Here is a 12441-nt window from a genome sequence, read left to right on the forward strand (position 1 = left end):
GGTCCCGGCGCGGGATGCCGCTACCCCGCCCGCTTGACCGTGTCGACGTAGACGTTGGAGGCGGGCAGGTAGCTCGCCACCACCGCCATCGCCGCGACCGCCGCACCGCCGTACGCCGGAAGCGTCGCGGTTCCCTCGCCGATGAACAGCGATGCCACCTGGAACACCGTGAACACGGTCAGCAGGATCCTCGCCCAGTTGCGGCCGGACCTGAGCTTGAACGCGAGCCACAGCTGCACCAGTGCGATCACCAGCGCGATGCCCGCGAACAGCACCTGGGTGAACGTGGCCGCGCTCTGCAGTTGCTCCTCGGTCATCGCCGTACCGGACGCCCTCAGCGCCTCCACCAGGTCGTCGCGCGTGCCGACGAGCACGCCCACGGACGTCACGGCGAAAACGCACGACGCGAGGAACCCGACGAAGGCCGCGATGATGGTGCCCGGCGGCGTGGTCCTGCCCGTTGCAGTAGTCATGATCGTGACGCTAGGGCGCCGGGAAAGCGGTTGCCCCACGCCGGATCGTCATCTCGTACTTTCGGACTAGAGCCCGGTTGCGGCGGTGTGCCGGGACCGCCAGCATGCCGGGCTCCCCGTCCGCCCCCTCAGCGGGTCAGCGCCACGCGGGTGAAGTCGACCGGGACGTCCAGGGCGACGTTGACGTAGTTGGTGAACACGTTGAGGGCCACGTGCGCCACCGTCTCCACGATCTCCTCCTGGCTCAGCCCGGCGTCGCGCGCGGCCTGGACGTCGGCGTCGGCGATCTGGCCGCGCTTCTCGACCAGGGTGGTGGCGAGCGTCAGCACGGCGGCGGTGCGCGGGTCGTCGGACTCGCCGTTCTGGGCGCTGCTCATCTCCTCGGCGGTGGCACCCGCCTTCTTGCCGAGCATCGTGTGCGCGGAGAGGCAGTAATCGCACCGGTTCTGGTCGGCCACGGCGACCGCGACCATCTCGCCGAGCTTGGCGCCGAGCGCGCCCTTGCCCAGCGCGCCGAACTGCGCCCACATGCTCTGCAGCGCGGCGGGCGAGTGGGCGACGGCCTTGAACATGTTGGGCACGACGCCGAAGGCGCCCTTGATCTGCGCGAGGGTCTCGGCGCGCTCGTCGGTGATCTGGTCGGGGTTGGTGAGTTCGACGCGGGACATGGTGGTTCTCCTCTGGACGTGGGACGGGGTGGATCAGGTGCAGGTGCCGTCGATCGCGCAGACCGCGGGCGGTACGGCGCCGTCGAGCAACCTGGTGACGGCCGAGGCGAGCGACATGTCGTCGACCGGGCCGAGTTTCTGGCCGCGCAGCATGCCGTCGCGGTCGATGAGGACCGTGGTGGGCGTGCCCTGCATGCGGTAACGGCTGAAGGTGACCGGTGCCGGGTGCGCGCTGCGCAGCGCGTCGACACCGACGGGGAACGGGATGCGGTACTCGTGCAGGAACGCCTTGAGGCTCGCCGGTGTCATGGCCTGGTGGTGTTCGAACACGGTGTGCAGGCCGATGACGGCCAGTTCGTCACCGAAGGTCCTGGACAGCCGCACGGCCTGGGGAAGGGCGTGGCTCACGCAGCTGGGACACAGCATCTGGAGCGCTTCGAGCACCACCACGCGGCCGTGCAGCTGGGCCAGGTTCAACGGTTCGCTGTTGAACCATTCGGTCGTCTCCCAGGGCAGGGCCGGTGTCAGGAGTCCGCTCGACGGGGACAGCAGGAGGCTCACGGCGTCACCAGGCCCGGCCGGCGTAGGGCTGCGACCAGAGCGCGACCTGCAGCGTGACCGCCTTGAACCAGGCCTGGAACATCGCGTCGACCTGCTCGTCGTCGTGGCCACCGGCGGCCAGGAACGGCCGGATCGTCGCGGTGATCGGGTAGACGAACGCGATGATGTGGCGCAACGGGATGAGCGGCACCGAATCGGCCGCGTCCGTGAGGTTCTTCTTCACGTCGGTGTGCCGCAGGGCGATCTCGTGCTGGTAGGCCAGCCAGCGCTCGTCGTACGGGCGGGTGCAGGTGTCGATGATCCAGTGCCCGAACCGTGCCCTCACCCGCGCCAGGTAGTCGTCGATCGGCGTGCCGTCCGGCGTGGAGAAGTAGGCGAGCAGGTGCGGGTGGGAACCGACGAACCCGTACCAGACGTCCAGCACCTGCTCGATCTGTCCACTGAGGACCTCACCGGCCGTGCGCAACGCCTGCTGGTCCGCCGGTCCGAAGAGGACGCTCGCCTTCAGCAGCTTGAGGTCGGCCGCGGAGACCGGTGACGGCGCGAGGCCGGGGTCGTCGTGGGTGTAGCCCGGAACGGGATCGGGAGACGTCATGTCGCTTCCTTCACGAGGTGGAGTTCCGCGGTGGGGTGACCACAGACTGCCACAAACTAGGTAGGAGTCCTACCCACTTTGGCTGGAGGTGATCCAGGTCTCAACGCGACCGGCACGTACCATCGCCGTGGAAAGTCCCACTGGCGAGGCGGATCGCATGACTGACACCGACGGCACGGCCGGGCTCGACCGGCGGCTGGCCGACGCGCTCGAGCGGCTCGGGCACGGCATGCGTTCACTGGCCCAGCGCACCGCCAGGGAGCACGGGCTCTCGCCGTTGCAGCAGCAGGTCGTGCTGGCGCTGGCGCGGCACTCCCAGGCGCGCGGCGAGGTGGCCGCGCTCGCCGCGGAGTTCGACGTCACCACCCCGACGATGTCCGACGCGGTGACCGCGTTGGAGCGCAAGGAACTCGTGACGCGCTCGCCCGGCACGGACGGCCGCCGCCGCTCACTGGCGCTGACCCCCACCGGCCAGGAGGTCGCGCGAGGACTGTCCTCCTGGGACGATCTGCTGACGGCCGCGCTCGCCGGGATCTCCGAACAGGACAGGGCGATCACGCTGCACACGCTCCTGCGCGCGATCGCGGACCTGCAGCGCGCGGGCGTGGTGAGCGTGACGCACACGTGCACGACGTGCCGCTTCTTCGGGCGCGACGAGTACCCCGAGCCGGACGCGCCCCACCACTGCCACCTGCTGCGCATTCCACTGCCACTGGCGGACCTGCGCACGGACTGCCCGGAGCACGAACCGGCGATCACACCGGCCCGGCGCAAGCGCGGCTGAGGCCGCTCAGCCCTCCAGGCGGGCGCCCTGGCCCTCGAGGTCGCCGTCGATGCGCCGACGCAGGAGCTTCACCCACGACTCGGGAAGCACGTACGCGTGCCGGAGCAGTCGCCGCACGGCGACCTCGTCGTCGCGGTCGACGTTGAGCACTCGGTGCACCTCGGCCGCGGTGATCCCGTGCGACGGCCTGGTCGTGAGCTCCAGCGCGTCACCCGCCGCGAGACTTCCCGCCCGCAGGACCCGGCAGTAGAACCCCGTGCGTCCGCTGCGCTGGGTGCGCACGGCCATGTCCGCGATCCCGTGGTGCGCGGCGAGTTTGTAGCAGGGCCGGCGGGGCTGGCTGACCTGCAGCAGCACGGAGCCGGCCGAGTAGACGGACCCGAGCACGACGTCGCTCTCCAGCAGTCCGGACGTGGTGAGGTTCTCGCCGAACGCGGGCATGGCGAGTTCGCCGACCTCCTCCGCCCATGCCGCGTAGTGCTCGCCGGGGTAGAGCAGGACCGCCTTGTCGGGTCCACCGTGGTTCTCGCGGTCGCCCTGCTCGTCGCCCGCCAGCCCGAGCGGGCCGACCTCGACGGACCCGGACACCGGCGACTTCGCGATGGCGGAGGTCACCGGACGTCCCCGCCAGGGCACCGGCCGCGCCGCACCGGTGGACACGACCGCCACGTGAGCACCACTCATGGAGGACCTCGTTCCTGGAACCGTTCTTGTCTTCGGGACACCCAGCATGCCACAGTGTAGGTAGGAGTCCTACCTACTTGGAGTTCTCGTGTCCACAGCCGACCCGGCCGCCGCGTTGCGCGGGGCCTCGCTCAGGGTCACGAAACAACGGATCGCGGTGCTGGCCGCGCTCAGGCGTCATCCGCACGCCGACGTGGAGCTGCTGGGACGGATGGTCCGCGAGGACATCGGTTCCGTCTCCACCCAGGCCGTCTACGACGTCCTGACGGCGCTGGCGGACGCGCGGCTGGTGCGCCGGATCGAGACGGGCCCGCGGGCCCGCTTCGAGCTGCGCGCTCACGACCACGACCACGTGGTGTGCCGGGGCTGCGGGGCGATGGCCGACGTCGAGCCGGGCGTCACCGCCACTGTCCCGGAGTTCGCGCAGGCGCACGGGTTCCACGTCGACGAGACCGAGGTCCTGCACCGGGGGCTGTGCCCCTCGTGCCGGCCCGGCGTTCAGTTCCCCTGACCGGAGAAGGTTCCCCTGATGGCGTTCGAAGACAACACCGATCCGTTGACCACCGCCGCCGGTGCTCCGGTGCCCGACAACCAGAACAGCCTCACCGCCGGAGCGCGCGGGCCCGTGCTGCTGCAGGACGTGTGGCTGCTGGAGAAGCTCGCCCACTTCGACCGGGAGGTCATCCCCGAGCGCAGGATGCACGCGAAGGGCTCCGGCGCGTTCGGCAGGTTCACCGTGACCGGGGACCTCACCGCCTACACCAGCGCCGCGTTGTTCAGCGCGATCGGCAACCAGTGCGAGACGTTCGTGCGCTTCTCGACGGTGGCGGGCGAACGCGGCGCCGCCGACGCCGAGCGGGACATCCGCGGTTTCTCGACCCGCTTCTACACCAGCGAGGGCAACTGGGACCTGGTCGGCAACAACACGCCGGTCTTCTTCTTCCGCGACCCGCTGAAGTTCCCGGACCTCGCGCACGCCGTGAAGCGCGATCCCAGGACCAACCTGCGCAGCCCGGAGAACAACTGGGGGTTCTGGACGAACCTGCCCGAGGCGCTGCACCAGGTGACGATCGTGATGAGCGACCGGGGAATTCCCAAGTCCTACCGGCACATGCACGGCTTCGGCTCGCACACCTTCAGCATGGTCAACGCCGGCGGAGCCCGGCACTGGGTCAAGTTCCACCTGCGCACCCAGCAGGGCGTCGAGAACCTGACCGACGAGCAGGCGGCCGCGCTGATCGGCCGCGACCGCGAGTCCCACCAGCGCGACCTGCACGAGGCCGTCGAGCGAGGCGACTTCCCGGTCTGGAAGCTCTACGTGCAGGTCATGCCCGAGGCCGACGCGGCCGGATACCGCTTCCACCCCTTCGACCTCACGAAGGTGTGGAGCAAGGAGGACTACCCGCTGGTCGAGGCGGGCGAACTGCGGCTCGACCGCAATCCCGGCAACTACTTCGCCGACGTCGAGCAGGCCGCCTTCAGCCCGGCCAACGTCGTGCCCGGCATCTCCTTCAGCCCGGACAGGATGTTGGCCGGACGGTTGTTCTCCTACGGCGACGCCGCGCGGTACCGGCTGGGCGTCAACCACCACCAGATCCCGGTGAACCACCCGAACGGCGCGCGGCAGGTGAACAGCTACCACCGCGACGGCGCCATGAGGGTCGACGGCAACCAGGGAGGGGTGCCCGGTGTCGAGCCGAACAACTTCGGCCGCTGGCCCGAGCAGCCCGCGTTCGCCGAACCGGCCCTGCGCGCCGGCGCCACCGCGGACCGGTTCGACTTCCGGGAGGACGACGACAACTACTTCGAGCAGCCAGGAGACCTGTTCAGGTTGATGACGGGCGAGCAGCAGCAGGCGTTGTTCGACAACACCGCGCGAGCCATCAAGGGCGCCCGCAAGGAGACCGTCGAACGGCACATCGCCCACTGCGGCAAGGCCGATCCGGCCTACGGCGAGGGCGTCCGCAAGGCCTGCGAGGCGGTCGGCGCGCTGTGAAGCGCCGCTCTGTGAACGCTAACAGGTATTGACCGATCGAGACATGAGAGATGCTTCCGGTAGCGACGTTGCTCAAAGTTAACGCTCACATTGAGCGTTGACCTGTCGGCAACGACGTGGCTACATTCCGTTGCGCGCCGCGACTGCAGTTTCGCCGAGCCACTGGAGCATCCTCATGTCCTCATCGTTGAGTCGACGCAGGCTCTTCCAAGCCGCGGGTGTGGCCGCCATCGCGACCACGGCGCCGTCACTGGTGGCGGGTTCCGCGCAGGCGGCCTCGGTGCCGCCGGTGCGCGCCGACGCCGGCGTGTCGGCCTACCCGTTCGACCTGTCCGAGGTCCGGCTGACGTCGGGCCGGTGGCTGGACAACCAGAACCGGACGCTGTCCTACCTGCGTTTCGTCGACGTCGACCGCCTGCTCTACAACTTCCGCGCCAACCACCGGCTGTCCACGAACGGCGCCGCCGCGCTGGGCGGGTGGGAGGCCCCGAACTTCCCGTTCCGCACGCACAGCCAGGGGCACTTCCTCACGGCCTGGGCGCAGGCGTGGGCTGTCCTGGGCGACACGACGTGCCGGGACAAGGCGAACCAGATGGTCGCGGAACTGGCCAAGTGCCAGGCGAACAACGCGGCGGCCGGGTTCAACACCGGTTACCTGGCGGGCTTCCCCGAGTCGGACTTCGACGCGCTGGAGAACGGCTCCCCCAAGGCCGTCTCGTACTACTCGCTGCACAAGACCCTCGCCGGGTTGCTGGACGTGTGGCGCCACATCGGCAACACCCAGGCGCGCGACGTGCTGCTGCGCCTCGCCGGATGGGTGGACTGGCGCACGGCCCGGTTGTCCTACAGCCGCATGCAGTCCGTTCTGGGCACCGAGTTCGGCGGCATGAACGCCGTGCTCGCCGACCTGTACCAGCAGACGGGCGACTCCCGCTGGCTGACGACGGCCCAGCGGTTCGACCACGCCGCCGTGTTCGACCCGCTGGCGTCGAACCAGGACCGCCTGAACGGCCTGCACGCCAACACCCAGGTGCCGAAGTGGATCGGCGCGGCACGCGAGTACAAGGCGACGGGGACCACCCGCTACCGCGACATCGCCCTCAACGCCTGGAACATCACCATCGGCGCGCACACCTACGTCATCGGCGGCAACAGCCAGGCCGAGCACTTCCGCTCCCCCAACGCCATCGCCGCCTACCTCAACACCGACACGTGCGAGGCGTGCAACACCTACAACATGCTCAGGCTGACCCGGGAACTGTGGCTGACCGACCCCGGCAGGGCGGCCTACTTCGACTACTACGAGCGCGCCCTGCTCAACCACCTGATCGGCCAGCAGAACCCGGCGGACCCCCACGGCCACACCTGCTACTTCACCGGCCTCAACCCCGGTCACCGGCGTGGCGAGACCGGCCCTGCGTGGGGCGGCGGCCACTGGAGCACGGACTACGGCACGTTCTGGTGCTGCCAGGGCACCGGGCTGGAGACCAACACCAAGCTCGCCGACTCGATCTACTTCTTCAGCGGCAGCACCCTCACCGTGAACCTGTACGCGCCGTCGGTCCTGACGTGGTCGTCGCGGGGCATCACCGTCACCCAGACCACGAGCTACCCGGCGAGTGACACCACCACGCTCACCGTCACCGGCAACGCGGCCGGCTCGTGGACGATGCGGTTGCGCATCCCCGCCTGGACCACGGGCGCGACCGTCAGCGTCAACGGCGTGGCGCAGAACGTGACCACGACACCCGGCACCTACGCGTCCCTGACGCGCTCGTGGACGTCCGGCGACGTGGTGGCGCTGCGGATGCCGATGCGCGTGATCGCCCAACCCGCCAACGACAACGCCGGTGTCGTCGCGCTGACCTACGGCCCGGCGGTGCTCGCCGGCAACTACGGCGACACCAAGCCGTCCGGGCTGCCTTCGCTGGACGTCGGCTCCGTCACGCGCACCAGCACGACGTCCTTGGCGTTCACCGCGACCGCGAACGGGACGCGGGTGAACCTCGGGCCGTTCCACGACGCCCACGGCTTCAACTACAACGTCTACTGGAACACCGGCGCCGCCACCGCGAGCCACCGGCTGGTCAACGCGGGCACCGGCATGGTGCTGGGCGTCCAGAACATGTCCACGGCGGACGGTGGCCTCGCCGTGCAGTGGCACGACAGCGGAACCGCCGACCACAACTGGCAGATCATCACCGACGGGTCCGACGTGCGGCTGCGCAACGTCCACAGCGGCAAGGTCCTCGGCGTGGAGAACATGTCCACCGCCGACAACGCCCGCGTCCTGCAGTGGTCCGACAACGGCACCGCCGACCACAGGTGGACGCTCGTCTCCAACGGAGACGGCACCTACAAGGTCCGCAACGCCCACAGCGGCAAGCTGCTCGGCGTCCTCAACGGCTCCACCACCGCGGGGGCGCAGGTCGTGCAGGACTCCGACAACGGCTCCGCGGACAACCGCTGGCGCCTGGTCGCGAACTGAACGCGTGGTGCGTGTCCCCGGTGGTTCCCGGGGACACGCACCACGTCGGCTCTTAGCCGAAGTTCACGTCACTGCACCACATGTACGCCTGGTCCAGGTGTGAGGCCTGCCAGATCGTGAACACCACGTGGTGGCCGCGGTACGCGCCGGAGGTCTGGACGTTGAACCTGATGTCCTTGGCCGGGGCGAACCTGCCGGTCTGCGTGATGAAGTCCAGGTTGCCCCAACCCAGGCGCTGGGTGGTCGGGTCGAACCCGTTCTTGCTGATGTAGACGCGCAGGAAGTCAGCTCCGTGACTGGCCTGGTCGTGCAGGTGCATCGAGAAGCTGCTGCCCAGGCTGGTGGTCTTCCACCGGCCGGGCGTGTTCAGGGAGTTGTTGCGCGTCAGGGCGTTGCTGCAGAGCTGCCCGTCCGGCGTGGCCCCCTGGTAGTTCCTGCCCAGGCCGTCCCGCAGCGCGCTCATCCAGTTCCACATGGTGTCGGAATTGGCCTGGAAGGCCTGGTAGCACATGGGGTCCTGTTGCTGCATGGCCGGGTTCGTGTGCTGGCTGCCCCACGTCTGCCAGCACTGGTAGGCACGGGTGGCCGGTCCGACGATCGTGCCGTGGGCGGACGCCGTGGGCGTCCAGAGGAACGTGCAGACCAGCGCGCTGATGACGAGTGCGATGAAGCCCCGCCGTCTGGTGCGCGACCCGAAGGTGCTGTTGCGCGTGCGCATGAATGAGCCTCCGATCTCCGATGATCGACGTTCACACAGCAGCGGCGGATTGGGAGCGCTCCCAGATCATTAACCCTACAGATGACTCTGCGAGATCACAAGGGCACGCGGAGTGATCACTTGTCCGGCGAATCCATCAAGCGGACGCTCCGGGGCGCACTTAGCGTGGGGAGCATGTCCCTGATCTTCTCCAGCGTGGTCGACGCTCCCCTCGACGAGGTGTTCGGCTGGCACGCGCGGCCGGGCGCCATCCACCGGCTCTCGCCGCCGTGGCAGCCGGTGGGAGTCGTGAGCGAGGCGAGCACCCTCGACGGCGGCCGCGCCGTGCTGGGGTTGCCGCTCGGACTGCGCTGGGGCGCACGGCACACCGGCTTCGAGCCGCCGCACCGGTTCGTCGACGAACTGGACTCCGCGCCGCTGAGCTGGGCGCTGAAATGGCGGCACACCCACGAGTTCGCGGCGGAGGGCGAGCGGACGCGGATGACCGACCGCGTGGAGACGCCTGTTCCCGGTGCGCTGCTGCGGTCGATGTTCGCCTACCGGCACCGCCAGCTCGCCGCCGACCTGGCAGCTCAGGCCTCGGCACGGAAGGCGGGCGACCGGCCGCTCACGGTGGCGATCACCGGCGGCAGCGGGTTCGTGGGCACGGCGCTGTGGTCGTTCCTGAGCACGGCGGGCCACCGGGTGGTGAAGCTGGTCCGCCACTCCCCCGCCGCCCCGGACGAGCGGCGCTGGGACACCGATCGCCCGGCACCCGACCTGCTGTCCGATGTGGACGCTGTGGTCCACCTGGCGGGCGCGTCGATCGCGGGCAGGTTCACCGAAGCGCACCGGCGGGCGATCCGTTCGTCCAGGATCGGACCGACCAGGGCACTCGCCGAACTGGCCGCCGCCACCGGTGTGCCGGTGTTCGTCAGCGCGTCCGCGATCGGCTTCTACGGCCCTGACCGCGGCGACGAGGAGCTCACCGAGGACAGCGAACGAGGCGAGGGTTTCCTCGCGGACCTGGTCGCCGGCTGGGAGGCGGCCACCGAACCGGCCGCGTCGGCCGGGGTGCGCGTGGTGAACGTCCGCACCGGGCTGGTCCAGTCCCCCGACGGCGGCACGCTGCGGCTCTTCCACCCGCTGTTCGCCGCCGGGCTGGGCGGGCGGCTCGGCGACGGGCGGATGTGGCAGTCCTGGATCGGCATGGACGACCTCGTCGACGTCTATCACCGCGCGCTCTACGACAGCGAACTCAGCGGCCCGGTCAACGCCGTCGCCCCCGATGCCGTGCGCAACAGCACCTACGCCGCCACGCTCGCGAAGGTGCTGCACCGTCCCGCGCTGCTGCCGGTGCCGTCGTTCGGGCCGAAGCTCCTGCTGGGTGAGCAGGGCGCGCGCGAACTGGCCGAGGCGAGCCAGCTGGTCCGGCCCGCCGCGCTGGCCAAGGCCGGTCACAGGTTCCGGTACCCGGACCTGGAACCGGCATTGCGGCACGTGCTGGGCCGCGTGCCCTTGAACTAAGCGGATCGGGCGCGCACGAAGACGTCGTCCGCGCCCAGCCTGGCGAACAGCTCCTGGTTGGCCGAGTCGCGGACCGCCGCGACGATGATCGCCGACGGGTTGAGGCCGCGCGCGGCCATGGTGATCAGCAGGCCGTCCCTGTCGTCGGGGACGGCGACGACCACCCGTGCCGCGAACTGCGCCTGGGCCTGCCGCAACGCGCAGATGTCCCGTCCGTCGCCCCGCACGACCCTGGCGCCGTTGGCCAGCGCGGCGGTCAGCGCGATCGCGTCGGGGTCGATCACCACGACGTCGGGTTTCTCGACGTGCAACGGGAGGTGCCGCAGGACGTCCAGCGCCGCGTCCCCGTAGCCGACCACCACCGTGAGTCCGATCACCGCGGCTCCTCGATCGCGCGGCGCGTCCGTTCGAGGCGCTGCGGCTTCTCGGCCTTGCGCGGCGGCCGGTCGTTCGCGATGAGGACGGCCATCCACGGCAGCGGAACGGACAGCAGGATCAGGATGAGAGCGAGCCACCAGATCTTCGCGAACACGACGGCCAGCACGATGCACGGGATGCGCAGGCTCATCATCAGGGCGTACCTGCGGCGCCGCGCGGCGAGCTGTTCCTGGTACGACGGGGCGGCCGAGGTGATCAGCACGGGGTCTTCTCGCCTCTGCGAGTTCACAGCAACACCTCCGTTCTCCTGGACGTTCGCATCGGCGGCCGATCGGGTTCGTGTCTGCTGGGTCACGTCGGCTGGTTGACTCGACGCACGAACACGGCAGGGGATGCCCCGGTGCGACTGAGGTTGAACGACTTCATGGACCCGGAGCTGGCGCGGCACGTCGAGGAGCTGCGGAGGTGAGGCCCGCGACGCTCGGCGTCGCGGTCGTCGCCGGAGCAGTGGCTCGCCGCCCGCTTCTCCTGGACTCCGTGAAACTGAAGATCGACACGAGGTGGCGGCATGAAGCTGGGCGATGTCACGCGGACCACTCTGGCCTGCGTCCGGATCTTCAACGGTGCCCTCGGCCTGGTCGCCGCGGACCGGATGGCGAAGAGCCTGGGTGACGAACTGGGCGACGACAGGAGGTTCGTCTACCCCGCCCGCATGTTCGGCATCCGCACGCTCGTCCTGGGTGTCGACCTGCTGACGCTCAAGAGCACCGATGCCCACGCCCGCCGGGTCCTGCGCCAGGCCGTGCTGATCCACGCCACGGACACCGCCGCCGCCGTCTACGCCGGAAGGCGCGGCGAACTGCCGCCCAAGGCGGCGAAGCTGACCACGATCATCTCCGCCGTCAACACCGGGCTGGCCGTCGTGTCGCTCCTCTCCGTCGCGAAGGACAGCTGAGGCCGTGACCATGACGCAGCTGACCGTGCGTCTGGGGCACCGGGCCTCCGCGGCGATCGCGCGCCGCGCTGCACGGCTACCTCTCCCGCCTGCGCGAGCACCTGCGACCAGGGACATCCACGGGCGCGAACGACACCCTGGCCCGGGAAGTCTGACTCCTGCAACAGCAACACGAGGAGCGGACGACATGCCCACCATCACCCTGACCCAGCAGACCACCGCGACGCCCGAGGAGTTCGTCGCCGGGCTCACCGACTTCGGCCCCGGCCGCGCGGACCTCTTCCCCAACAGCGCCGACGCCGACCTGCGGGTGCACGAGCGGGGCGACACGTTCGCGGACGTGACCGAGGGGTCCGGCGGCATCTGGGAGCGCCTGCGCTACGACTGGTCCGACCCCGGCCGCGTCGTGCTGACCACCGTGGACTCCAACGTGTGGGGCGGGCGGTCCGGCCACACCTACACGTTCACGAAGCAGGCCGGCGGCACGACCCTCGTGCACGCCGAGGTGGTGCGGGAAGGCAAGAACCTCAAGGGGAAACTGCTCGGTCTCTCGCTCGGGCTGCTCGGGCGGAAGGTGCTCGGCGGGGCTCTGGAGAAGACCGTGCGGGCGATCGAGGTAAGGGTGCCCTGACCGA

At 69.9% G+C, this 12441-nt stretch carries 15 protein-coding genes; 7 read left to right on the top strand and 8 right to left on the bottom strand.

Going from position 1 to position 12441, the window contains the following annotated elements; all coding sequences use genetic code 11:
- Positions 1-20: 20 nt before the first annotated feature.
- From DFR72_RS22685 to DFR72_RS22700, 4 genes are all read right to left on the bottom strand, one after another.
- Positions 21-473: a hypothetical protein gene (locus DFR72_RS22685; protein WP_090064751.1), complete on the bottom strand. Its 453-nt coding sequence runs from the start codon at positions 471-473 to the stop codon at positions 21-23.
- Between the two features lie 128 nt (positions 474-601).
- Entirely contained in the window at positions 602-1141 is a 540-nt protein-coding gene (locus tag DFR72_RS22690) for a carboxymuconolactone decarboxylase family protein (RefSeq protein WP_090064752.1), read from the bottom strand.
- A 33-nt stretch (positions 1142-1174) separates the two neighbouring features.
- Positions 1175-1702 (bottom strand): thioredoxin domain-containing protein, encoded by a 528-nt coding sequence (locus DFR72_RS22695; protein WP_211335491.1) that lies wholly within the window; start codon positions 1700-1702, stop codon positions 1175-1177.
- A gap of 4 nt (positions 1703-1706) precedes the next feature.
- Positions 1707-2297, bottom strand: coding sequence for a protoglobin domain-containing protein (locus tag DFR72_RS22700; RefSeq protein ID WP_090064753.1), 591 nt, complete (start codon positions 2295-2297; stop codon positions 1707-1709).
- Between the two features lie 157 nt (positions 2298-2454).
- Here DFR72_RS22700 and DFR72_RS22705 point away from each other — a divergent pair, with 157 nt between their 5' ends.
- Positions 2455-3081 (top strand): MarR family winged helix-turn-helix transcriptional regulator, encoded by a 627-nt coding sequence (locus DFR72_RS22705; protein WP_090064754.1) that lies wholly within the window; start codon positions 2455-2457, stop codon positions 3079-3081.
- Positions 3082-3087: 6 nt separating this feature from the next.
- Here DFR72_RS22705 and DFR72_RS22710 read toward each other — a convergent pair whose 3' ends face one another.
- Positions 3088-3765, bottom strand: a complete 678-nt coding sequence (locus DFR72_RS22710) for an MOSC domain-containing protein (protein ID WP_090064755.1) — start codon at positions 3763-3765, stop codon at positions 3088-3090.
- 88 nt (positions 3766-3853) lie between these two features.
- On the opposite strand from DFR72_RS22710, the gene DFR72_RS22715 reads away from it, so the two are divergent.
- The 3 genes from DFR72_RS22715 to DFR72_RS22725 all read left to right on the top strand — a co-directional run bounded on the left by DFR72_RS22715 (position 3854) and on the right by DFR72_RS22725 (position 8249).
- Positions 3854-4276, top strand: coding sequence for a Fur family transcriptional regulator (locus tag DFR72_RS22715; protein ID WP_090064756.1), 423 nt, complete (start codon positions 3854-3856; stop codon positions 4274-4276).
- Between the two features lie 18 nt (positions 4277-4294).
- Complete coding sequence (locus tag DFR72_RS22720) at positions 4295-5761, top strand: catalase (protein ID WP_090064757.1); 1467 nt, start codon at positions 4295-4297, stop codon at positions 5759-5761.
- Between the two features lie 175 nt (positions 5762-5936).
- Positions 5937-8249: a beta-L-arabinofuranosidase domain-containing protein gene (locus tag DFR72_RS22725; protein WP_090064758.1), complete on the top strand. Its 2313-nt coding sequence runs from the start codon at positions 5937-5939 to the stop codon at positions 8247-8249.
- A gap of 52 nt (positions 8250-8301) precedes the next feature.
- Here DFR72_RS22725 and DFR72_RS22730 read toward each other — a convergent pair whose 3' ends face one another.
- A complete protein-coding gene (locus DFR72_RS22730; RefSeq protein ID WP_090064759.1) occupies positions 8302-8967 on the bottom strand; it encodes a lytic polysaccharide monooxygenase auxiliary activity family 9 protein in 666 nt (221 codons plus the stop codon).
- Between the two features lie 174 nt (positions 8968-9141).
- On the opposite strand from DFR72_RS22730, the gene DFR72_RS22735 reads away from it, so the two are divergent.
- Complete coding sequence (locus tag DFR72_RS22735) at positions 9142-10473, top strand: TIGR01777 family oxidoreductase (protein WP_090064760.1); 1332 nt, start codon at positions 9142-9144, stop codon at positions 10471-10473.
- Here the strand turns inward: DFR72_RS22735 and DFR72_RS22740 are convergent.
- Positions 10470-10850: an NAD(P)-binding protein gene (locus DFR72_RS22740; RefSeq protein WP_170176355.1), complete on the bottom strand. Its 381-nt coding sequence runs from the start codon at positions 10848-10850 to the stop codon at positions 10470-10472. The genes DFR72_RS22735 and DFR72_RS22740 overlap by 4 nt on opposite strands.
- Positions 10847-11140: a DUF3099 domain-containing protein gene (locus DFR72_RS47050; RefSeq protein WP_114773747.1), complete on the bottom strand. Its 294-nt coding sequence runs from the start codon at positions 11138-11140 to the stop codon at positions 10847-10849. The genes DFR72_RS22740 and DFR72_RS47050 overlap by 4 nt, the downstream gene beginning before the upstream one ends.
- Before the next feature lie 279 nt (positions 11141-11419).
- Between DFR72_RS47050 and DFR72_RS47055 the strand changes: the two genes are divergently transcribed.
- Together DFR72_RS47055 and DFR72_RS22755 are read left to right on the top strand one after the other, a co-directional pair.
- Positions 11420-11806, top strand: coding sequence for a hypothetical protein (locus tag DFR72_RS47055; RefSeq protein WP_114773734.1), 387 nt, complete (start codon positions 11420-11422; stop codon positions 11804-11806).
- 187 nt (positions 11807-11993) lie between these two features.
- Entirely contained in the window at positions 11994-12437 is a 444-nt protein-coding gene (locus DFR72_RS22755; protein WP_090064763.1) for a hypothetical protein, read from the top strand.
- Positions 12438-12441 lie beyond the last annotated feature (4 nt).

This window comes from Lentzea flaviverrucosa (genome assembly GCF_003350445.1).
GTDB lineage: Bacteria > Actinomycetota > Actinomycetes > Mycobacteriales > Pseudonocardiaceae > Lentzea > Lentzea californiensis.